The 22544-nt window shown below is 41.7% G+C and carries 19 protein-coding genes, 2 tRNA genes and 1 other RNA gene; 5 read left to right on the top strand and 17 right to left on the bottom strand.

What is annotated here, in order from left to right; genetic code table 11:
• Positions 1-267: 267 nt before the first annotated feature.
• The 9 genes from sucD to sdhC all read right to left on the bottom strand — a co-directional run bounded on the left by sucD (position 268) and on the right by sdhC (position 12282).
• The gene (gene sucD, locus SE27_RS05420) at positions 268-1158 is read right to left on the bottom strand and encodes a succinate--CoA ligase subunit alpha (protein ID WP_039621546.1); all 891 of its coding nucleotides are present in this window, start codon (positions 1156-1158) and stop codon (positions 268-270) included.
• A gap of 13 nt (positions 1159-1171) precedes the next feature.
• On the bottom strand, positions 1172-2338 hold the full coding sequence (gene sucC, locus SE27_RS05415; RefSeq protein WP_039621544.1) for an ADP-forming succinate--CoA ligase subunit beta: 1167 nt from the start codon (positions 2336-2338) through the stop codon (positions 1172-1174).
• A gap of 168 nt (positions 2339-2506) precedes the next feature.
• On the bottom strand, positions 2507-3940 hold the full coding sequence (lpdA, locus tag SE27_RS05410; protein ID WP_039621542.1) for a dihydrolipoyl dehydrogenase: 1434 nt from the start codon (positions 3938-3940) through the stop codon (positions 2507-2509).
• A gap of 62 nt (positions 3941-4002) precedes the next feature.
• The gene (gene odhB / locus SE27_RS05405) at positions 4003-5220 is read right to left on the bottom strand and encodes a 2-oxoglutarate dehydrogenase complex dihydrolipoyllysine-residue succinyltransferase (RefSeq protein ID WP_039621540.1); all 1218 of its coding nucleotides are present in this window, start codon (positions 5218-5220) and stop codon (positions 4003-4005) included.
• Entirely contained in the window at positions 5220-8063 is a 2844-nt protein-coding gene (locus SE27_RS05400) for a 2-oxoglutarate dehydrogenase E1 component (protein WP_039623824.1), read from the bottom strand. Before SE27_RS05400 ends, odhB begins: the two co-directional genes overlap by 1 nt.
• Positions 8064-8882: 819 nt before the next feature.
• Positions 8883-9593, bottom strand: a complete 711-nt coding sequence (locus SE27_RS05395; protein ID WP_039621539.1) for a succinate dehydrogenase iron-sulfur subunit — start codon at positions 9591-9593, stop codon at positions 8883-8885.
• Positions 9594-9607: 14 nt separating this feature from the next.
• Positions 9608-11506 carry an FAD-binding protein gene (locus tag SE27_RS05390; RefSeq protein WP_039621537.1) on the bottom strand — a complete coding sequence of 633 codons (1899 nt, stop codon included), beginning with the start codon at positions 11504-11506 and terminating at the stop codon, positions 9608-9610.
• A 12-nt stretch (positions 11507-11518) separates the two neighbouring features.
• Positions 11519-11884, bottom strand: a complete 366-nt coding sequence (gene sdhD / locus SE27_RS05385; RefSeq protein WP_039621535.1) for a succinate dehydrogenase, hydrophobic membrane anchor protein — start codon at positions 11882-11884, stop codon at positions 11519-11521.
• The gene (gene sdhC, locus SE27_RS05380) at positions 11884-12282 is read right to left on the bottom strand and encodes a succinate dehydrogenase, cytochrome b556 subunit (protein WP_039621533.1); all 399 of its coding nucleotides are present in this window, start codon (positions 12280-12282) and stop codon (positions 11884-11886) included. The genes sdhD and sdhC overlap by 1 nt, the downstream gene beginning before the upstream one ends.
• A 1023-nt stretch (positions 12283-13305) precedes the next feature.
• On the opposite strand from sdhC, the gene gltA reads away from it, so the two are divergent.
• A complete protein-coding gene (gltA, locus tag SE27_RS05375; RefSeq protein WP_039621531.1) occupies positions 13306-14583 on the top strand; it encodes a citrate synthase in 1278 nt (425 codons plus the stop codon).
• An 89-nt stretch (positions 14584-14672) separates the two neighbouring features.
• Here the strand turns inward: gltA and SE27_RS05370 are convergent, their stop codons facing one another.
• Entirely contained in the window at positions 14673-15155 is a 483-nt protein-coding gene (locus SE27_RS05370) for a hypothetical protein (RefSeq protein ID WP_039621530.1), read from the bottom strand.
• Positions 15156-15421: 266 nt separating this feature from the next.
• On the opposite strand from SE27_RS05370, the gene SE27_RS05365 reads away from it, so the two are divergent.
• Both SE27_RS05365 and SE27_RS05360 read left to right on the top strand, forming a co-directional pair.
• Entirely contained in the window at positions 15422-17047 is a 1626-nt protein-coding gene (locus SE27_RS05365) for an NAD+ synthase (protein WP_039621528.1), read from the top strand.
• Positions 17040-18062 carry a hypothetical protein gene (locus tag SE27_RS05360; RefSeq protein WP_227504627.1) on the top strand — a complete coding sequence of 341 codons (1023 nt, stop codon included), beginning with the start codon at positions 17040-17042 and terminating at the stop codon, positions 18060-18062. Before SE27_RS05365 ends, SE27_RS05360 begins: the two co-directional genes overlap by 8 nt.
• An 81-nt stretch (positions 18063-18143) precedes the next feature.
• On the opposite strand, the gene SE27_RS05355 is transcribed toward SE27_RS05360, so the two are convergent.
• Positions 18144-18220 (bottom strand) — tRNA-Met (locus SE27_RS05355).
• Between the two features lie 498 nt (positions 18221-18718).
• Between SE27_RS05355 and SE27_RS05350 the strand changes: the two genes are divergently transcribed.
• Positions 18719-19126 carry a hypothetical protein gene (locus SE27_RS05350; RefSeq protein WP_039621524.1) on the top strand — a complete coding sequence of 136 codons (408 nt, stop codon included), beginning with the start codon at positions 18719-18721 and terminating at the stop codon, positions 19124-19126.
• A gap of 68 nt (positions 19127-19194) precedes the next feature.
• Here SE27_RS05350 and SE27_RS05345 read toward each other — a convergent pair.
• The 4 genes from SE27_RS05345 to coaD form a co-directional block, all read right to left on the bottom strand.
• Positions 19195-19271, bottom strand: a tRNA-Met gene (locus SE27_RS05345).
• Between the two features lie 71 nt (positions 19272-19342).
• An RNA gene (gene rnpB, locus SE27_RS13555) (RNase P RNA component class A) lies at positions 19343-19726 on the bottom strand.
• Between the two features lie 26 nt (positions 19727-19752).
• Entirely contained in the window at positions 19753-20016 is a 264-nt protein-coding gene (locus SE27_RS05335; protein ID WP_039621521.1) for a YfhL family 4Fe-4S dicluster ferredoxin, read from the bottom strand.
• 1 nt (position 20017) lies between these two features.
• Positions 20018-20509, bottom strand: coding sequence for a pantetheine-phosphate adenylyltransferase (gene coaD / locus SE27_RS05330; protein WP_039621519.1), 492 nt, complete (start codon positions 20507-20509; stop codon positions 20018-20020).
• 142 nt (positions 20510-20651) lie between these two features.
• Here coaD and smpB point away from each other — a divergent pair, with 142 nt between their 5' ends.
• Positions 20652-21128, top strand: a complete 477-nt coding sequence (gene smpB / locus SE27_RS05325) for an SsrA-binding protein SmpB (RefSeq protein WP_039621517.1) — start codon at positions 20652-20654, stop codon at positions 21126-21128.
• 69 nt (positions 21129-21197) lie between these two features.
• Here smpB and SE27_RS05320 read toward each other — a convergent pair whose 3' ends face one another.
• Together SE27_RS05320 and pgeF are read right to left on the bottom strand one after the other, a co-directional pair.
• On the bottom strand, positions 21198-21749 hold the full coding sequence (locus SE27_RS05320) for a flavodoxin family protein (RefSeq protein WP_039621515.1): 552 nt from the start codon (positions 21747-21749) through the stop codon (positions 21198-21200).
• 38 nt (positions 21750-21787) lie between these two features.
• Positions 21788-22528, bottom strand: a complete 741-nt coding sequence (pgeF, locus tag SE27_RS05315) for a peptidoglycan editing factor PgeF (RefSeq protein ID WP_039621514.1) — start codon at positions 22526-22528, stop codon at positions 21788-21790.
• Positions 22529-22544: the final 16 nt, after the last annotated feature.

Raw genomic sequence — 22544 nt, 5'->3', positions numbered from 1 at the left:
CCTCAAATGTGCTGTTGAGCTTGTTCTATTTCAATCAACAAGTAGTACATCACGTAAAAATAATCTTTGCACAGCGCGAAAAATCATCAAAATTAAATTTTATGCATAGTCATTTTAAGTTGTTTATTTTAAATTCAGAGAACCTATTTCTCTTTTACTAGAATGAATTAATGCATCATCGCTAAATTTCAAGCATAAAAATGCACTCATAAAACTTAAAATTTAAGTCTATAGAGTGCAAATTTTTCGATCGTATTTAGATGATTATTACATTAAACCTTGATCTTTTAATAACTGCAACATGGTCGATCCCAGTTCTGCTGGGCTACGGGTATAAGTCATACCCGCTTTTTCAAAAGCGGCAAATTTTTCTTCCGCCGTACCTTTACCGCCTGAAATAATTGCACCGGCATGCCCCATACGCTTACCTTTGGGTGCAGTGACGCCCGCAATATATCCCACCACTGGTTTGGTTACATGGGCTTGGATATACTCTGCTGCTTCTTCTTCTGCCGTACCGCCAATTTCACCAATCATAATGATCGCTTCAGTTTGCGGATCTTCTTGGAATAATTTTAAGCAGTCAATCTGATTCATGCCCGGAATTGGATCACCGCCAATTCCAATACAGGTGGACTGCCCCAAGCCTAATTTAGTGGTTTGTGCCACTGCTTCATAAGTAAGTGTACCTGAACGCGAGATAATACCAATTTTACCCGGTTGATGAATATGACCCGGCATAATCCCAATCTTACATTCACCTGGTGTGATAATCCCCGGACAGTTGGGACCAATCAGACGTGTACCTTGACCGCAAGTTTCAAGATAACGCTTGGCTTTAAGCATATCCAAGGTTGGTACACCTTCGGTGATGACCACAATCAGCGCAATGCCAGAGTCTACAGCTTCAACAATTGAATCCAATACAAACGGTGCCGGCACATAAATCACAGTGGCATCGGCAGCAGTCTCTCTGACAGCCTCTTGCATGGTGTTAAATACTGGAAGGTTTAAATGACTTTGCCCACCTTTACCCGGTGTTACACCACCGACTACTTTTGTGCCATAAGCAATGGCTTGTTCTGAGTGAAAAGTACCATTTTTACCGGTGAAGCCTTGTACCAATACTTTGGTGTTTTTATTAACTAATACGCTCATGATTGATACTCCCTCACCCTTTCACTGCAGCAACAATTTTTTCTGCGGCATCAGCAAGGCCTTGAGCAGAAATTAATTTTAGACCTGATTCATCCAGTAATTTTGCGCCTAATTCCGCATTATTGCCTTCTAAACGAACCACGACAGGCACAGTAACATTCACTTCTTGAACCGCGGCAATAATGGCTTCGGCAATCATGTCACAGCGTACAATTCCACCGAAAATATTAATCAATACACCTTGCACAGAGCTATCCGCTAAAATAATTTTAAATGCTTCAATCACCCGCTCTTTGGTCGCGCCGCCGCCCACATCGAGGAAGTTGGCTGGCTGACCACCATACAGTTTAATAATATCCATGGTGGCCATGGCAAGGCCTGCACCGTTGACCATACAGCCAATGTTGCCTTCTAGAGCAACATAGTTTAAATCAAATTCTGACGCTTTTAATTCACGTTCGTTTTCTTGAGATTTATCACGTAATGCAGCGATGTTAGGTAAACGATACAGCGCATTGGAATCAATACCAATTTTGGCATCGACACATAAAATTTCTCCATTTTCACGTACTGAAAGTGGATTAATTTCAAACAAAGCAAAATCATTTTCAATAAAGGCTTGATAAGCAGCCGTCATAATAGTCACAAATTGATTAATTTGCGCATCTTTTAAATGCAAGGCAAAGGCCACTTCACGTGCTTGAAACGGCATTAATCCCACCAGAGGATCGACTTCTACTTTAATAATTTTTTCTGGCGTTTCTTCTGCAACTTTTTCAATTTCAACTCCACCTTCAGTGGATGCCATGAATGTCACACGGCGACTTGAGCGATCAACCACTGCACCCAAATAAAGCTCACGCTCTACGGGATAAACATCCTCACACACCAAAATACTATTTACAGGCTGTCCATTGGCATCAGTTTGATAGGTCACTAAACGTGTACCAAGAATTTGATTAGCATAATCAGCAGCTTCCTGCGCTGACTTCGCCACCTTTACCCCACCTGCTTTACCACGGCCGCCGGCGTGAACCTGTGCTTTCATCACCGCAAACTTACCGCCCAGTTGCTCAAAAGCAGATACTGCTTCTTCAGCATTGGTGGCAAGCACACCTTCTTGAACCGGCATACCATATTTTTTTAATAACGCTTTTGCTTGATACTCATGTAAATTCATTGAATAACCTTTTCTTACTTCTTCAATTGGTTATGAACACCCAATACCCAGACATCCGTCAAAGCAGTATTGATATTTTTTTAAATCGTTATCTTTATTTTTAGATGATTATTCCAATAAAAACAACCACCAAATGTAAAAAGAGCGACCTAAGTCGCTCTTTTCGTATTATTTACGTTTACGCTGTATCGCGTGAATCGCTCGGCCATCTACTGCCAGAGCAGCTTCGTGGACTACTTCAGAGAAAGTCGGATGTGCAAAGGTCATTAGTTGTAAATCTTCAATAGAAGATACAAACTCAAGTGCAATCATTCCTTGATGTACGATGTCAGATGCCGCAGGTCCAACCACATGCATACCAAGTAAACGATCAGTTTTCGCATCAGCAACAAACTTCACAAAACCTGCACCTTCACCCGCTGCCAAAGCACGACCATTCACAGCAAAACCGAATTGACCGGATTTTACTTCATGACCTTTATCAATGGCTTGCTGTTCGGTCAAACCGACCCAAGCTGCTTCAGGATGCGTATAAATCACACTAATAATAGTGTCATAGTTGACTTGTGCTGCATGCCCGTGAATACGTTCAGCAGCCATCACGCCTTCTTCCATTGCTTTATGCGCAAGCATTGGACCGCGCACCAAGTCACCAATGGCATAAACACCATCTACAGACGTTGCACAGTAATCATTCACGTCAATCAAACCACGTTCAGTCAATTTAATGCCCGAATCATCGCTCAATAAGCCTTCAGCATAAGCACGGCGACCGACACAAACAATCAATTTATCGAAAGTTGCGGTTTTGTCTTCGCCACCTTGCGTGTATTGAACGTTGACTTCGCGACCATTCACTTCAGCACCAGCAACTTTTGCACCGATACGAATATCCATACCTTGCTTGGTTAATAGTTTTTGAAAGTCTTTGGCCAATGCTTTATCTGCCATCGGCAAGAATGCATCCATGGCTTCAAATACGACAACTTCCGAACCCAAACGACGCCAAACTGAACCTAACTCAAGACCAATCACGCCGGCACCAATCACGCCTAAACGCTTTGGTACTTCAGCAAACTCAAGAGCACCGGTCGAATCGACGATTAAGTCCTGATCTACTGGCGCTACTGGAATATTGATTGGCACAGAACCGGTGGCTAAAATCACATATTTAGGTTCTAAAACTTGTGCTTCACCTTCAAATGGCGTGAATTCAACTTTTTTACCCGCAAGTAATTTACCCGTACCTTGTAACCATTCAATGCCGTTACCTTTCAATAACTGCGCGACACCACCGGTTAACTGCTCAACCACTTTGTCTTTACGCGCTTGCATGGTCGACAAATCAAAAGACACTTCACCGGTTGAAATACCATGTACAGCCAAGTGCTGAACGGTATCTTCATAACGATGTGAAGAATCAAGTAAAGCTTTTGATGGGATACAACCCACGTTTAAGCAAGTTCCACCTAAAGCAGGTGCGCCCTTATGAATACGTTTTTCAATACACGCAACTTTAAAACCAAGTTGAGCTGCACGAATTGCCGCTTCATAACCACCTGGTCCACCGCCAATAACAACTAAATCGAACTGTTGAGACATTTTTTATCTCCAAGTTCCAAGATAGAGGATCGCTCTATCTTGGTATATTTAAATGGTAAGTATTAAAGATCAAGAATGAGTTTAGCTGGTTCTTCTAACAGCTCTTTCACTGTTACCAAGAAACCAACCGCTTCTTTACCATCAATCATACGATGGTCATAAGACAGCGCTAAATACATCATTGGCAAGATTACAACTTGACCATTTACCGCCATAGGGCGTTCTTGGATTTTATGCATACCCAAAATAGCTGTTTGAGGTTGGTTCAAAATTGGCGTTGAAAGCAATGAACCAAAAGTACCACCATTAGTAATGGTAAACGTACCGCCAGTCATCTCTTCAATCGATAATTTACCTTCACGTGCTTTTGCAGCATATGCGCCAATACCTGATTCAACTTCAGCATAGTTCATGCGGTCTGTATCACGAAGAACAGGCACCACTAAACCACGCTCAGAAGATACTGCAACACCAATATCGTAGTAACCATGATAAACAATATCATCGCCATCGATAGAAGCATTTACAGCAGGATAACGTTTAAGCGCTTCAGTGACAGCTTTCACAAAGAAAGACATAAAGCCTAAACGTGCGCCATGACGTTTTTCAAATGCGTCTTTAAATTGCTTACGCATCTCCATCACAGGTTTCATGTTCACTTCGTTAAACGTCGTCAACATTGCTGTATTTTGTGTCGCAGAAAGCAGACGTTCAGCAACACGTTTACGTAGACGTGTCATTGGAACGCGTTTTTCAATACGCTCACCCACAGTCGCAGTCAATGGCGCAGCCGCAGGAGCAGCTGGTTTAGTTTGATGATTAACCACATCTTCTTTGGTGATACGACCACCACGACCAGTACCTGAAACATCACCAGCAGGAATGCCAGTTTCAGTTAAAGCTTTACGTACTGCCGGCGCTTGATCAGATACCGCTTGTGCACGCTCAACCACAGGTGCAGCACCTGCTTCAGTTTGCGAGGATGCTTGTTCAACTTGTTCTTCAGACAGAACGGCTTGCGTTTGAGCGGCGCCAGAGACAGCACCCGCTTCAAATTGCGCAATCACTTCATCAGAAAGTACAGTTTCGCCTTCACCTTTAAGGATTGATGCGATCGTACCGTCAGCAGGAGCCACAACTTCTAAAACAACTTTGTCGGTTTCGATATCACAGATCACTTCGTCGCGTGATACAGCTTCACCCGGTTGTTTGTGCCAAGTTGCAATCGTACCGTCAGCAACTGACTCTGGGAATACCGGTGCTTTAATTTCGGTTGCCATTATTGAGAATCTCCTGATGATTGTTCAGCTGCAATCGCTAATGCGTCATTGACGAGCTGAGCCTGTTGTTTTGCATGCAAATAAGGTGAACCACAAGCCGGTGCAGCAGAAGCTGGACGACCTGCGTAACTGATACGAACTTGTTTCGCCGCTTTCATCACATCGTCATATAAACGTGGTGCGATAAATAACCAAGCCCCTTGGTTTTTCGGCTCTTCTTGTGCCCAAACAATTTCTTTTACATTTGGATAAGAAGCAAGTACTTCAGCAATACGTTGTTCTGGGTACGGATATAACTGTTCAATACGAACTACAGCAGTGTTATTGAGTTCTTCTGCGCGACGTTTTTCAAGCAAATCGTAATAAACTTTACCACCACAAAGCACCAGACGCGTAACGTCAGCTTTGTTGATTTGATCCACTTCATCAATCACGGTCTGGAATGTACCGGTTGCAAGTTCTTCTAATGTAGAGGTTGCAAGTTTGTGACGAAGTAACGACTTCGGCGAAGTGATGATCATTGGCTTACGAATTGGACGAATCGCTTGACGACGCATCGCATGGAAAATTTGCGCTGGCGTGGTCGGTGTAATCACTTGCATATTGTCTTCAGCACACAGCTGTAAGAAACGTTCTAAACGTGCAGATGAATGTTCAGGGCCTTGACCTTCATAACCATGTGGAAGCAACATGGTTAAACCACATACGCGCTCCCATTTGGTTTCGCCTGATGCGATGAACTGATCAATCACCACTTGCGCACAGTTGGCGAAATCACCGAATTGAGCTTCCCAAATAATTAAGCTTTTTGGTAAAGTTGTGGCATAACCATATTCAAAGGCCAACACAGCCATCTCTGACAACAATGAGTCATAAATTGCAGTACGTGGTTGATTTTCTTTAATATGACACAGTGGAATATAAACAGAACCATCCACTTGATTGTGCAGTTTGGCATGACGATGTGAGAACGTACCACGACCGACATCTTCACCAGTTAAGCGAACCAAATAACCCTCATCCAGAATGGTGGCATAGGCTAAAACTTCTGCAGCACCCCAGTTAAGTGGCATTTCACCAGTCTGCATTTTCAAGCGATCATCAATCACTTTAGAGACCTGACGCTGCATCACAAAGCCTTCAGGAAGCTGACGCATTTTCGTGCCCAGTTCTTTTAAGCGCTCAATCGGGAAAGTAGTATCCCAAATATCGGTATAGTCATGACCTAAATAAGGCTTCCAATCGACAAACATTTTTTCGTTTGGTTCAAGCACCAAAGCATTGGCCACGTGTTTACCGGCTTCTAGATCGGCACGGTAATTTTCAACCATGGCATCAGCTGAAGAACGATCTAATACTTTCTGTTGAATCAATTGATCGGCATAAAGCGTACGAGTCGTGGCTTTTTTGTTGATCACTTGATACATCATAGGCTGTGTTGCTGCTGGCTCATCCGCTTCGTTATGACCACGGCGACGATAGCAGAACATATCAATCACGACATCTTTACGGAAGGTATGGCGGAAATCATGTGCCAACTGTGATACAAACAATACCGCTTCAGGATCATCACCATTGACATGGAAGATAGGCGCCTGAATCATTTTTGCAATATCAGTACAGTATTCAGTAGAGCGCGCATCACGCGGATCAGAAGTGGTAAAACCAACTTGGTTATTCACCACAATATGAACTGTACCACCTACCGTATAACCACGTGTTTGTGACATTTGGAAGGTTTCTTGGTTTACGCCTTGCCCTGCAAATGCGGCATCACCATGTACGATAATTGGCAATACGTCATCACCACCGATGTCTTTACGACGAACTTGGCGTGCACGTACCGAACCTTCAACAACCGGTCCAACAATTTCTAAATGTGATGGATTAAACGCCAATGCCAAGTGTACTTCGCCACCCGGTGTCATAACGTTTGAAGAAAAACCTTGATGATACTTAACGTCACCAGAGCCTTTTTTATGAATTGACTTACCTTCAAACTCACCGAATAAATCAGCTGGGTTTTTGCCCATAATGTTTACAAGTAAATTTAAACGGCCACGGTGTGGCATGCCAATCACAACTTCTTTACAACCCACAGAACCTGCACGTTGAATCAGTTCGTTGACCATTGGAATGAAAGACTCACCGCCTTCCACACCAAAACGCTTTGCACCTACATACTTATTGCCAAGGAATTTTTCTAGACCTTCAGCTGCGGTTAAGCGCTCTAAGACATGTTTCTTTTGTTCAGCGGTAAAGCCAAACTGACCACGCGTTCCTTCTAGGCGCTGCTGAATCCAACGTTTTTCTTTGGTATCAACAATATGCATGTACTCAACACCAATCGAAGCACAATACGTTGCTTCCATGGCATCAACCATTTCGCCTAAAGTCGCATCCGTTTTACCCAGCGCTAGATTACCGGCATTAAATACCGTGTCTAAATCCGATTTGGTCAAACCGTGTGAAGCAAGATCTAAATCTGGCACGTCTTCACGTTTAGCCAAACCCAATGGATCTAATTTTGCTTTTTGATGACCACGATTACGATAAGCAGCAATCAGCTGTAAAACGCCAATTTGACGACGTCCATGTTCAGAACTTACGCTACTTTGAACAACAGATTGAACGCGGCTTGAATTGCGACCTAATAAAAGGAATTGCTCACGTACATTGCTATGTGGTTGATCACCTTTAGGGAATTTATCGAAATATTCGCGCCAGTCTGATCCTACAGAATCTGGTGACGTCAAATAATGCTCATAAAGTTCTTCAATATACGCTGCACTGTCAGCGGAAAGTTCAGTGTCAAGACGCAGTGCGTCAGCAACTTCTTGCATTTGTGGACCCATTTCCTATTGCAAAACATTTCAGGATGCTTGTTAAGCGAACCCATGATTAATAATGTCAAATTGGTAATATGACACTAATCCCCCATAAGGCATAAGCCAGCGGGCGTTATCACTACATCAGGACGAACCCAATGTGAACAATGAATCATAACGCCCCTCAGCGGCATCACCATTCATTAAAATACTCGACCCAAATCGAGCAATTTTTTGCAAAATCGACTTAGAAAAAACAACGCGATGCATTAATTTTACTAAAACGACTTCTTTCCTATTTATAAACCTTCTACAGCAGCCAAATGTTGAAAAATTGTACGCAAACCAATAGTTTTTCTACATATAACACTGTGTTAAATCGTAACATGTTCTTTTGTTACACTTGATTTTTTTGACACATACCTCCTATAAACCAGCGAAATACATAGATAAGATTTCCACTTCAGCTATGGTGCTTTATCTGCAATTCAGATTCAATGTAGACCATAGTCCTACACCCTGCACCGCACATACAATAAAAGAGAGCGCAATATTTAAACTGGCCCCCTTCATTCGTGTTACATGATAACATTTTAATGCCAGCCTTGCAGACTCAGTCCGCTGATTAACCGCTGAATTTAAGAAATAAAACAACAACACAACAATATAAAGCGCTCTGCAATTTGCACTCGCACACTTTTTCTACTTTTGATCAAAAATTCAAATTTATCTCGTTACGCTATACTCGGCTTTATGGTTAAAAATCACCATCCAATAAACTAAGGCATAAAAAAAGCCCACCACATTTGGCAGGCTTTTTTTGAAAAAATAAGATTAACCAGCTTGATCTAACAACAAATTACGGATGTGACCGATTGCTTTTGTTGGATTAAGACCTTTAGGACATACTGCAACACAGTTCATAATTCCTTTACAACGGAATAAGGAGAACGGATCATCTAAACGTGATAAACGATCTTGTGTGGCGGTGTCACGCGAGTCAATAATAAAGCGATATGAGTTTAACAATGCCGCTGGACCCAAGAATTTATCTGGATTCCACCAAAATGATGGGCATGATGTTGAACAACATGCACATAAAATACACTCATACAGACCATTTAAGTGCTCACGCTCTTCAGGAGACTGTAAACGTTCCTTAGCAGGCGCTGGCTGATTATTAATCAAGAATGGTTGAATTTTATAGTATTGATCGTAGAACTGATTCATATCTACAACCAAGTCTCTGACCACAGGTAAACCAGGTAACGGACGAATGGTAATCTCGTTTGGTAAATCGTTGAGATTCCACAAACATGCCAAACCATTTTTACCGTTAATGTTCACCCCATCCGAACCACAAATCCCTTCACGACATGAACGGCGGAACGTCAAAGTTTCATCTTGAAGTTTTAATGCCAACAACGCATCAAGCAACATACGATGCTTATCGTTTAACTCTAGTTTAAACGTCTGCATGTACGGTGCTTTATCCTTATCAGGATCATAGCGGTAGATATGAAATGTACGGATACCTCTACTCATCTTAAGTCTCCCAATTAGAATGTGCGTGGTTTAGGTTCAATAGCGTCTACAGTCAATGGTCTGTAACGTACTGGCTTATATTCAAGACGATTGTCTGATGAATACCACAACGTATGCTTCATCCATTCATCATCACGACGACCATACGAGTATGTCGGATGATCTGCAGGCAACTCATAGTCAACTACAGTATGCGCACCACGACATTCTTTACGTGCAGCAGCAGAAATCAAAGTCGCTTTAGCCACTTCATATAGATTTTCTACTTCTAACGCTTCAATACGCGCGGTATTAAAGACTTTAGATTTGTCTTTTAAATGAATGTTACGAACACGCGGTTCAATGGCAAGAATTTGTTTTACACCTTCATCCAACAATGCTTGTGTACGGAATACACCCGCATGGTCTTGAACGATGTCACGAATGGCATCAGCAACATCTTGTGCATTTTCACCCGAAGTTGAATCATCTAAATGATTCATACGCTTCATGGTGTTGACCAAGGCATTATGTGGAACTGGGGTATAGTCATCACCGTGATGTTTAGTCACATAATCAATGATGTGTTCACCGGCAGCTTTACCAAATACCACCAAGTCAAGCAAGGAGTTGGTCCCTAAACGGTTTGCACCATGAACAGATACACAAGAACACTCGCCAATTGCATAAAACCCTTTAACTGGTTTTACATAATCACGATCGGTATTGTTGGTGGTATACGTATCCGTTACTGGATCATAACCTGCTTGTAAAGGAATGGTTTCTGCTGTTGCAGGCACAACCACTTGACCATGAATATTGGTCGGAATACCACCCATTTGATAATGAATGGTTGGTACCACTGGAATTGGCTCTTTGGTGATATCGACGTTGGCGAATTTTTTACCAATTTCAAACACTGAAGGCAAACGCTTCATAATGGTATCTGCACCCAAATGCGTCATATCTAATAAGATATGATCACCTTTAGGGCCACAACCACGACCTTCTTTAATTTCTTGGTCCATTGAACGTGATACGAAATCACGTGGCGCCAAGTCTTTTAAGGTTGGTGCATAGCGTTCCATGAATGGTTCGCCATCTTTGTTGCGAAGGATTGCACCCTCACCACGACAACCTTCGGTTAACAATACTCCAGCGCCAGCCACACCTGTTGGGTGGAACTGCCAGAATTCCATATCTTGTAATGGAATACCTGAACGCGCCGCCATACCCAAACCGTCACCAGTATTGATATAGGCATTGGTTGATGCACGGTAAACACGACCCGCACCGCCAGTTGCAAACAAAGTTGCTTTGGCTTGGAATACTGCAATTTTACCGGTTTCTTGGTCAATTGCGGTTACACCCAGCACATCACCATTTTCGTCACGAATAAGATCAAGTGCGATCCATTCTACGTAAAACTGGGTACCCATTTTCACGTTACTTTGATATAGCGTATGCAGTAAAGCATGACCTGTACGGTCGGCTGCAGCACATGCACGTGGAACTGGTTTTTCACCATAGTTTGCAGAGTGACCACCAAACGGACGTTGGTAAATTGTACCATCGGCGTTACGGTCAAACGGCATACCCATGTGTTCTAATTCATACACCACTTTTGGTGCTTCACGACACATAAATTCACAAGCGTCCTGATCACTTAACCAGTCACCGCCTTTTACTGTGTCATAAAAATGGTAGTGCCAGTTATCTTCTTGCATATTACCAAGCGATGCACCGATACCACCTTGCGCCGCCACAGTGTGCGAACGTGTTGGAAATACTTTGGTAAGCACTGCAACATTCAAACCTGCTTGAGCAAGTTGATATGAAGCACGCATACCCGAACCACCACCACCGACGATAACTGCATCAAAAGTGAGGTGTTCAATGTTTGTATAATCTTCTTTAGGGGTTATTGCGCCCATGATATTTTCCTATCAATTCGCCCAAAAAATCTGGATTGCCCAGATTGCATATGCAAATACAGCAATAATGACTGCTGATGTTAGCACCAAACGTAAGCCTGAAGCCGAAGGACCCATTTGACGTGTAGTCACATAATCTGTGAATACTTGCCACATGCCAATCCACGCGTGTGCAACAAGAGATAAGACCGCCAATAAAGATAAAACCTTCATTGGTAATGTCATCATAAAGCCAAACCACTGTTCATAGTTAAATCCACCATTAAGAAGAATCCAACCAAAGACCACAACAGTATAAACAGCAAGGATCACAGCGCTCACGCGTTGGAGGAACCAATCGCGAGTACCTGAACCCGTTAAACCTGTAGCACTTTTCATTAGAGAACAATCCATACAAATGCTGCAATAATACCGATTGCAGACAAGATCAATGAAATAGTAGCTGCGATTCGACCACTTTGTAGCTCTTCTGCCACGCCCATGTCAGCAATTAAATGTCTAACACCTGCGATAAAGTGGAAAATTAAGCCAGCTACAAATACCCATACGATAAAGCGCACGATGAAGCTACCAAAGATGGCTTGCACTTGTGCAAAACCTTCCGCAGAAGACAAGGATTTGTCTAAAAGCCACAAAAGTACCGGTACGAGTAAAAATACGATGACACCAGATAGACGGTGTAGAATTGATGCAATAGCCACAGGGGATTTTAAGTTTACTTCTAAAACTTGACCCATGGACAAATTGACAGGTCTGTTGCTTTTCACAGCGGGCATCCTGTAAGTAAAAACTCCATCCGGAGTTTGTTGGAATTAATTCGAAGGAAAGCTAGCATTTTTAGGCCGTTGCTATATCTAGCACTGTCTAAAATTAAAACGACAATGAATTATAAAACGCTAATTATTAAAACACAAACAATCACATTTAGCTTTTTAATAAAAAACCATCAAATGAGAATCATTCAAGCAAAAGCACAGGTTTTAACACTTAAAAGGCATTGTAATAAAGCAGCACAGCACCTTGTTTTATATTGATAAAAAGAGAATCAGATGGGCTTTTTTCCATCGCAATAATTAAATTTATTTATTTAGACTAAAGATAAATAATTCTGCTTTATTAACTGTTAATTATTGATTTTCTTGATTTAGTACAAACAAAAATATGATTCATTATTTTTTAAATAAATATACAGTATTTATTCAAGATAAATCAGACCAATATCATGAAATGAAATAACCACTTAGCGAACAAAAAACGCTTTGAGAAAAATCACTCAGGAAAATTAATAACCTTAAACACTACCCTCTCATGGCAAAAAGCTTAAAAAACCAACACCGCAGCTCAGATGAATGAATTAATTTTTAACCAAACAGCACTACTTTTATGATCGGGTTTTTGCTTTTAATCCTGAATACCAAAGTCGCAGATAAAAAATAGAACCCTTACAAGCCATAGCGATTATAATAATTTACTGCACCCGCTCAATTAAGAAATACGCAAGTGACAGAGCTTTTAACCGTTAAAGTTTGCTTATAATTATAAGCGTAGGTATATTTTTTTCTGCCACTTCACAACAATATGTCTTATTATACGGTGTCGGTGCTGCAATTATCCTTAACTTACATATTGGAGTATTCTTGACCCAAGCTCTGCGCAAGTGTCATTTTATCCATAAGTATAATTGACAAAATTTCAGTACTTACTAATCTTATAGCAAATTTTTGATCTGTCTGATTCGCGCTTAAAAGATGAGTACCACGAGTCGGATAAAACATTCACCGGGACAGGAGATCTATTGAATGTCTGAAGCAACTGGCAAAAAAGCCGTTTTACAGCTTGATGGCAAAGAAATTGAATTACCAATTCACAGCGGCACATTGGGCCCAGATGTAATCGACGTTAAAGATATATTGGCCGCAGGTCACTTTACTTTTGATCCGGGTTTTATGGCAACGGCTGCATGTGAATCAAAAATCACATTCATCGATGGTAATAAAGGTGTTCTTTTACATCGCGGTTATCCGATCGACCAACTTGCAACCAAAGCAGATTATTTAGAAACTTGCTATTTATTGCTAAATGGCGAACTTCCAACTGCTGAACAAAAAACAGAATTTGATGCTAAAGTTCGTAACCACACCATGGTTCACGATCAAGTCAGTCGCTTCTTTAATGGTTTCCGTCGTGATGCGCATCCAATGGCCATCATGGTGGGTGTGGTTGGCGCACTTTCTGCGTTCTATCACAACAATCTTGATATCGAAGATGTCAATCATCGTGAAATTACAGCAATTCGCTTAATTGCTAAAGTTCCTACGCTTGCTGCGTGGAGCTATAAATACACCGTGGGTCAACCTTTCGTTTATCCACGTAACGATTTAAGCTACGCTGAAAACTTCCTATATATGATGTTTGCAACTCCTGCAGACAAAGATTATAAAGTTGACCCAATTCTTGCTAAAGCAATGGATCGTATCTTTACGCTACATGCTGACCATGAACAAAATGCGTCTACGTCAACAGTACGCTTAGCGGGTTCTACTGGTGCAAATCCTTATGCATGTATTGCTGCGGGTATTTCTGCACTTTGGGGCCCTGCTCACGGCGGCGCGAACGAAGCTGTTCTGAAGATGCTCGATGAAATCGGCTCTGTAGAAAATGTTGCTGAGTTCATGGAAAAAGTAAAAACTAAAGAAGTTAAACTGATGGGCTTCGGTCATCGTGTTTATAAAAACTTCGATCCACGCGCTAAAGTCATGAAAGAAACCTGTGATGAAGTTCTTGCTGCACTTGGCATCGACGATCCACAACTTGCATTGGCGATGGAACTTGAACGTATTGCGTTGTCTGACGAATACTTCATTAAGCGCAATCTTTATCCAAACGTAGATTTCTACTCAGGTATCATTCTTAAAGCGATTGGTATTCCGACTGAAATGTTTACTGTAATTTTCGCACTTGCACGTACCGTGGGCTGGATCAGCCATTGGTTAGAAATGCACAGCGGTCCTTACAAAATTGGTCGTCCACGCCAACTTTACACAGGTGAAGTGCAACGTGACATCCAAGGTCGTTAATTGCTCACGCAATAACGTCAATAAAAAAACCACCTTTTAAGGTGGTTTTTTATTCTTAAAACAAGTAAGGCTTAGTATGCATAATTATTCTACGTTCGCTGCTGTTTTTGAGCTAAAAATGGAATACAGGCTTCATAGGCCTGACACTGCTGACCCTGTGACTTCCTAATAAAATAGTCTTGTACCATTTGTGCCTGCTGCTCAATGCCATAATGCAAAAATAACTTGCCTTGCTGCATCACGTAATGATATTGACGATCAAACAATGCTTTACGCACCACAGCCAATCCTTGCTGAAGTTGCCAGACATGGGTCAACTCGTGAATCAACCAAGCTTGCTTAACCAAAGACAGTTTTGAAAAATCCTTGCTCCAACTGGCAGGATGAAAATAAATATTACCGTTTGGACTAATGGCATAATTTTTAAGCACCAAACGATGCGCAATAATTTTAATCTTATCCAGTTGCAAATGGGTACCAAAAACAGACTCAGCCAGCTGCTTTTCGCCCAAAGTTAATTGGCGACTGTGTACTTCAAATACATGACTTAAACTCCGAGCAATCCACTTCATTAACCCTGTCCTGTTACGCTGCAAGCACGCTTTATTTTTAGCATTTATTGGTCTCGATTTCCATTGTGCTCTTGCTTAAGTCTTGCCTAAATCTGGATTTTTTTCTGTTTTTCTCTCAACAGATGCTGCAATTCGTATATAGTACTGAATTGCTAATTATTTATTAATATTTCTATTTGTTTGTCGTTACGTACACAGCGTTGAGCCGATAGCCATAATAAATCAGAAGTCTGTGTATGTCCCTATAGGTATAGGATTAAGTTGGAATGAAAAGTTTTAAAATTGCTCTTGCGCAGCTCTCTCCGCAGATTGGCAATATCGAAGTAAATGTGCAAAAAATGCTTGAGCAAATCAATCAAGCTAAACAACAAAAAGCTGATTTAATTATCTTCCCCGAGCTTTCAACTTTAGGCTACCCTGCAGAAGATTTGTTGTTGCGCCCAAGCCTCAACAAACGCATGGAACAAGCCTTTAAAGCCCTAAGCGCGGTTAAAGATATTGTTTTGGTTTTTGGCTTTGTTCATCAAACTGAAGATGCTCAGCGCTACAACTCCGCAGCAGTCATGAAAGACGGACAAGTACTGGGTATTTATAACAAACAAAACCTGCCTAATCACAGTGTGTTTGATGAAAAACGCTACTTTAGCGAAGGTCATCAACATCTGATTTTTGAATATTTAGGGCATAAATTTGGTGTACTGATCTGTGAAGATGTCTGGTCATTAAGCACAGCACAGCAGCTCTCTCAACTTAATGTTGAAACTATTTTAGTATTAAACGCTTCGCCTTACGAAGTCGGCAAACCGCAGCACCGCGTAACCACCATGAGCGAGCTAGCTAAGCAACTTAATATCAGCTTGGTGTATGTCAATCAAGTCGGCGGTCAAGATGATTTGATTTTTGATGGCACCAGTTTCGTTATTAATAATGATGGCCAAGTTGCCCTGCAAGCACCCAGCTTTAAAGAAGGCAGCTACTACGTCGATTATGATGCCACTCAAAAGCATTATAAAACGGCTGAAATTACACCAGTATTAGACACCATGGCTGAAATTTATCAAGCTTTGGTTATGGCGACACGTGATTACATCCAAGGTTGTGGTTTCCCTGGCGTGATTTTGGGTTTATCCGGTGGAATCGACTCTGCATTAACACTGGCCATTGCGGTAGATGCCATTGGTGCAGACAAAGTTCAAGCTGTCATGATGCCGTATACCTATACTGCACAAATCAGTGTTGAAGATGCTGCCGCTCAAGCCAAGAATATGGGCGTCACTTTTGGTATTGCTGAAATTAATCCTATTGTTAACAGCTTCATGCAAACCCTATATCCCTTCTTTGGCAATAGTCCAGCAGACAGCACAGAAGAAAACTTACAAGCGCGCACACGCGGTACGCTTTTAATGGGCTTATCCAATAAATTTGGCAATTTGGTTCTCTCAACCGGTAATAAATCAGAGCTTTCTGTGGGTTATTGCACCCTGTATGGCGATATGGTTGGTGGCTATGCCGTCTTAAAAGATGTGTATAAAACCATTGTTTTTGAATTGGCAAAATATCGTAACAGCATCTCAGAAACACCTGTCATTCCTGAACGTGTGATTACGCGCCCACCTTCGGCTGAACTGCGTCCAGATCAGAAAGACCAAGACTCTTTACCTGCGTATGATGTATTGGATGGTATTCTTTATTTGTATATTGAAGAAGAACTGAGCCAAGATGACATCATCGCCAAAGGCTTTGATAAAGATGTGGTAACCAAAGTGATTCAACTGGTAGACCGCAACGAATATAAACGTCGTCAAGGTGCCATTGGCCCACGTATTAGTTCACGCGCCTTTACCCGTGAACGTCGCTACCCAATCATGAATGGTTGGATTGCAGGTGTCTAAAGCCGAGCTTGCTCAACAGTTTGCTCAAGCGCTTATGCTTGAGCAAACTCGCTTTATCAAACAACAATTATTGGCAGAGCCAAACAATCCTTATTTACACCAGTTTATTCATCAACTTTATCTCTATTCAGATCAAATTTTACTTAAAGACTTTATTCAGCTTCCAGCATTACAACAAGTCATTCAAAAATATGCTTTTGAATTAAACCTAGGTGCAGGACTTTTAGAGTTTATCGGCGTGAGCGCACAAAAGATTCATCAGCTCACGGTGAATAGTGATACGCAAATCAATCAAGTGTTCTCGGATGAGTCTTTTGAATTATGGCTCTCCAAGATTGTTGAATTAGATCAATTACGTCATTATATTCAAACCAATTTAGCGCACAATCCGCACATTAACTATATAAGCTTACAACTGGCCAATCAAATTCTAGAAAGCAACACGCCTTGGCTGGATCACTTACGTAAATTAAAAACACCGCACAGTGGAATAGCGGCTCAAATTTTGAGCTTCATTCAAGATCAACAGCAAAATATTGAACTTAAACTTGAACAACAACTGGCGCACGCCCTCATTAAACAATTGGGTCAACTGATTTTACTTCCCAACCTTGAATTAACTGAAATTATCCTGCAGCTTTGGCTCGATATTAAACACAAAACACTTCAAGAAATATTTTCTCAGTTTCAAGCCATCGATTTTGAAGAATTCTTTGTACTGGTCTATGAAACATGGCGCCAGTTAAGACAAGGTGAATATTTACAGCAACTAATTTTAGATGTAGCAGCAGAGTTTTATGCTTATTTTGCTGATTATCCACTACAAGAATTATTGCAATCAGTCGGACTTACTGAACAAGACCTGCAACAAGAAGCACAGCGTTTTTTACCGTATACCTTACAGAGCTTAGAAAAACAGGGTGTATTAGATGATATTCTCAAACGACTCATCGCACCTTTTTATTACAGCGCTAGCACCCACCAATTCATCGCTCAATACATGCAAGATCAATAGTGATTCCTAAAGTTTTTCATTTAATAAAATATAAAGCATAAAAAAAAGACCACGTCTTTTAGAAAACGTGGTCTATAAAAATGGTGGCTATGACGGGATTTGAACCTGTGACCCCAGCATTATGAGTGCTGTGCTCTAACCAGCTGAGCTACATAGCCATAAACAGTGTGCGCATTATCTAAATTTAACCCCGTAGCGTCAAGCCCTTTGGCTGTCGAACGTTCAGAGTTTAAGCAATTATAAAGATTTTACCGAATATTTAAGATTTATCTAGCAACAACCACAGCAAATTAAGTCTTGGTACTGATTAGGATCTGGATAAAAAACTCACATAAACCACTTTTAAAACAAAATTTCAAATGATTGAGATCATTAATCTTATTTTAAAAAAACGAGCTGATAAAGAGTCTCACGCTCATGGCTTTATCATTGGCTATACTCAATTAAAAATTGATGACAATCCACAATAGACCACACCACAACCACTTTTGCTTTGCTTTTGCTTTTGCTTTTGCTTTTGCTTTTATCAAGCGCCATAGCACAAGCATTAACACAAGCATTAACACAAGCATTAACACAAGCCTAACTGCAGCATTTACTCTCTATGATATTTTCTAAATATCGCAGTCATAAAAATCTTAAGAAATCGAGCAAATATGAACTCATTTAAATTAATCACACTGGGACTAATTATAAGTATCAGTGCAGGCTGTCAAGTCATCTCACCACTGTTTGTCGATTACAATGGTGTACGTCGTGATGTGGCCAAATGGATCAATCATCAGCAACTGCTGAGCATGCAACAAAAAAGAAGCTTGGTGCAACTCAGCAAAGCCCAACAACAACTGTATTACATCGACAAAATCCCAGTAGAGCAAAAATTAGCGCTTGCCACACAAAACCAAATTGCGCTGCACTGCGCACACCAATACCTCAGCGAAAATAAGATCAATCAATTGCAAGAGCTGATCTTTGGTGCAGATAAAAAGCACACTATTTTACAGCAGTATGATCAGCAATTTCCCAAAGTAAAATTAGCCGCCAGTGCAATTCAATGTGAATAAATTAGCAGCACCACAAATTCTAAAGATAAAAAAAGGCCACGTCTTTTAGAAAACGTGGCCTATGAAAATGGTGGCTATGACGGGATTTGAACCTGTGACCCCAGCATTATGAGTGCTGTGCTCTAACCAGCTGAGCTACATAGCCAAAACTGTGCGCGTATTATCTTCACTAACAAGTAGCAAGTCAAGTATTATCACACAATAATTGTAAAAAATTAGTGAAGTGAGCCGATAAGCCGGGTTCTGTCGTGAACGATCATTCCTCTAGGCGTACAATCACTCGTACGCTCAAGCGACCTACCCGAATCCAGCACGGGCCGTGCCTCAGGATTCCTATTTGGTCTTGCTTCTGGTGGGGTTTACCTTGCCGTGAACTGTTGCCAGACACGCGGTGCGCTCTTACCGCACCCTTTCACCCTTACCATCTCTCTAGGTCTCCTTAAAAAGGAGATTGCAAAGATGGCGGTCTACTCTCTGCTGCACTTGCCGTCGGCTTTCGCCGCCCAGGCGTTACCTGGCACCCTGCCCTATGAAGCCCGGACTTTCCTCCCCTGTTTCAATCACGAAGATCTACACAGCAGCGATCGTCTAGCTCACTTCGGGGCGAATCTTATCAAAGTTCTGCACTAATTGCTGAGGTTTTTTTGCGCAATTAGTTTTTTATATTTTTCCAGCAATTGTTCTTGTGATTCTGCATGCGCAGGATCAAGAGGAATACAATCCACTGGACAGAATAATTGACACTGCGGCTCATCAAAATGTCCGACACATTCGGTACATAAATTGGGGTGAATCTCATAAATCAATTCCCCCATATAAATGGCCTCATTGGGACAGACCGGCTCGCATACATCGCAATTGATGCATTCATCGGTGATATATAACGACACGTTACCAACCTTGCTGTTTTTTACGCTTAAAGGCTTCAACCACGGCTTGAGGTACAAACTGGGTCACATCACCATTTAAACGGGCTATTTCACGGACCAAGGTCGATGAAATAAAGGAATATTGTTCTGAAGGAGTTAAGAACACCGCTTCAAAACTTGAATCAAGTCGACGATTCATATTGGCCAATTGAAACTCATATTCAAAGTCCGATACTGCACGTAAACCGCGTAATACAGCTGTTGCTTTTTGTTCATGAAAAAAATTCACCAACAAACCATCAAAACCAACGAACTCGACATTGGCCAAATGACTTAATGAGTGCTGGGCTAAATCGACGCGCTCTTCTAAACTAAAGACTGGATTTTTATGATGACCAATGGCAATGGCCACCACCACTTCATCAAACATTTTCGCTGCACGTGACACCAAATCAATGTGACCATTGGTGATAGGATCGAAGGTGCCCGGATAAATGACGCGAGTTTTAGACATCCATTTGTACTCTAGTTTATTAGGTAGATGTTCATTTTAACAAAAACTTGTTTTTTTAGTGAAGAATCTCCTTAAATTTGAAAAAACTTCACCTTAGGGCCAGTTTAAGGCAAAATGTGGTTAATCTTGGAATATTAGTATTATGTCGAAATCAATCGTAGTTAAAAAAAATAATGGTGGCACGATCGCGCAGAATAAACGCGCACGTCACGATTATTTTATTGAAGAGAAGTTCGAGGCGGGTCTTTCATTACAAGGCTGGGAAGTCAAATCTTTACGCGCGGGTCGTATGACCATTACAGAAAGCTATATTCTGTTTAGAGACAATGAAGCCTTTTTGTTTGGCGCACAGATTCAACCGCTATTGTCTGCATCCACGCATGTGGTGGCTGAAGCGACGCGTACACGTAAGTTGCTTTTGTCACGGCGTGAACTTGAAAAGCTCATGGGTGCAATCAATCAAAAAGGTTATTCCTGCGTACCCCTTGCTTGTTATTGGAAAGGTCGCTTAGCCAAAATTGAAATTGCTTTGGTAAAAGGTAAGCAAATGCATGACAAACGGGCCACAGAAAAAGATCGCGATTGGCAACGTGATAAGGCGCGTATTTTCCATAAATAATTTTTAAGCCATAACAAACAAAAAACCTCCATTTGGAGGTTTTTTAATATACATCTAGATAGTTTAAAATCAGTTTAAACGCGCCACCAACAAGGCCACATGCGCACCAAATTTAGCCGCTGTTTCCAAATCACCTTCCGGTGGGGTGATTTCAGCCGAGGCATTATCAGACTGCGTCATCAAACCCAAAAAACTCGACATACGATTAATATCTTGTGAACTGCGTCCTGTCGGCATAAAAGGTAAGCCTGACCAGAGCATGCCATGTTGCATCGCGAATAAATTAATTTGCTGTAATACCGCAAGTTTATCGCCACTGAGCCCACCGCCATTGGTAAAGCCGGCAGCCAATTTCCCTTGCCAAGTACGCGCCAACCAACGCTTAGAGGATTGCTCCATAAATAGCTTTAAAGCAGAGCTTATGCTGCCCATATAGGTCGGACAGCCAAAAATAAGTGCATCCGCTTGATCTAGCACATCCCAATCTACGTGTTCAACATCCATAAGATGCACTTGAATACCCGTTTTTTGGGCACCCTGAGCAATAACAGAGGCAACCTTTGCAGTATGCCCATAGGCACTGTGATAAACGATTGCGAGAGATTTCGAAGATAAGGACATAGAATAAGGGCAGTAAATTTTCGTTCAGTTTAACAGTTTCAAGTCATAAACACGAATGTTGCCATACGTCCTGTTTGCGCTGTTCGGCGATAAGAAAAATAATCGTCTACTTGTAAATAAGTACATTGCTCACCGCCCAACACCGTTTCAACCCCATGTTGCTGCAAGATATAGCGTGCGATGGCATATAGATCTGCATAAAATTTACTGTCTGTAATACCTGCTTTAAAAGCCGATTGTAGTGCAGGATATTGAGTACAAAAAGCCAGTTTAACCTCTGTACCCACTTCAAAATGCGCTTCGCTAATGGCTGCACCCAACCATGCCCACGTCGGCTGAGTGTGCATATCCGAAATGGTCTGTTCAACAATGCCTTGTGCTAGCCCGCGCCAACCCGCATGCACATTCGCCACTTCTGTGCCTGCGGCATTGCCCAAGACGATTGGCAAGCAATCTGCGGTCATCATCATTAAGGCATGAGCTTTACGCTGGGTAATTAAACCATCGCCTTCTAATGCATCAAAACAAAGCACATCGTCAATCCTGTGACACAGCGTACTGTGGGTTTGACTCAACCATGTAAGCTTATCAACACCAAATACAGCGAACTGTTGCAACAATGCCATGCGGTGCTGTTGCACGCGCTTTACATCATCGCCGACATGCAAGGCCAAGTTAAATCCAGTCAGTTCAACGCGCGCAGTTGGCTGAGTCTGCGCATGCTCAACTTGCGTCTGCCCAACATATACACCCAATGGAAGCCCTTGAACAAATTGCATGTCTGTGTCCTTATTT

It is taken from the genome of Acinetobacter harbinensis (assembly GCF_000816495.1).
In the GTDB taxonomy this organism is placed as follows: domain Bacteria; phylum Pseudomonadota; class Gammaproteobacteria; order Pseudomonadales; family Moraxellaceae; genus Acinetobacter; species Acinetobacter harbinensis.
Note: the sequence above shows the minus strand (reverse complement) of the source record. Positions and strands in the feature narration are given on the sequence as shown.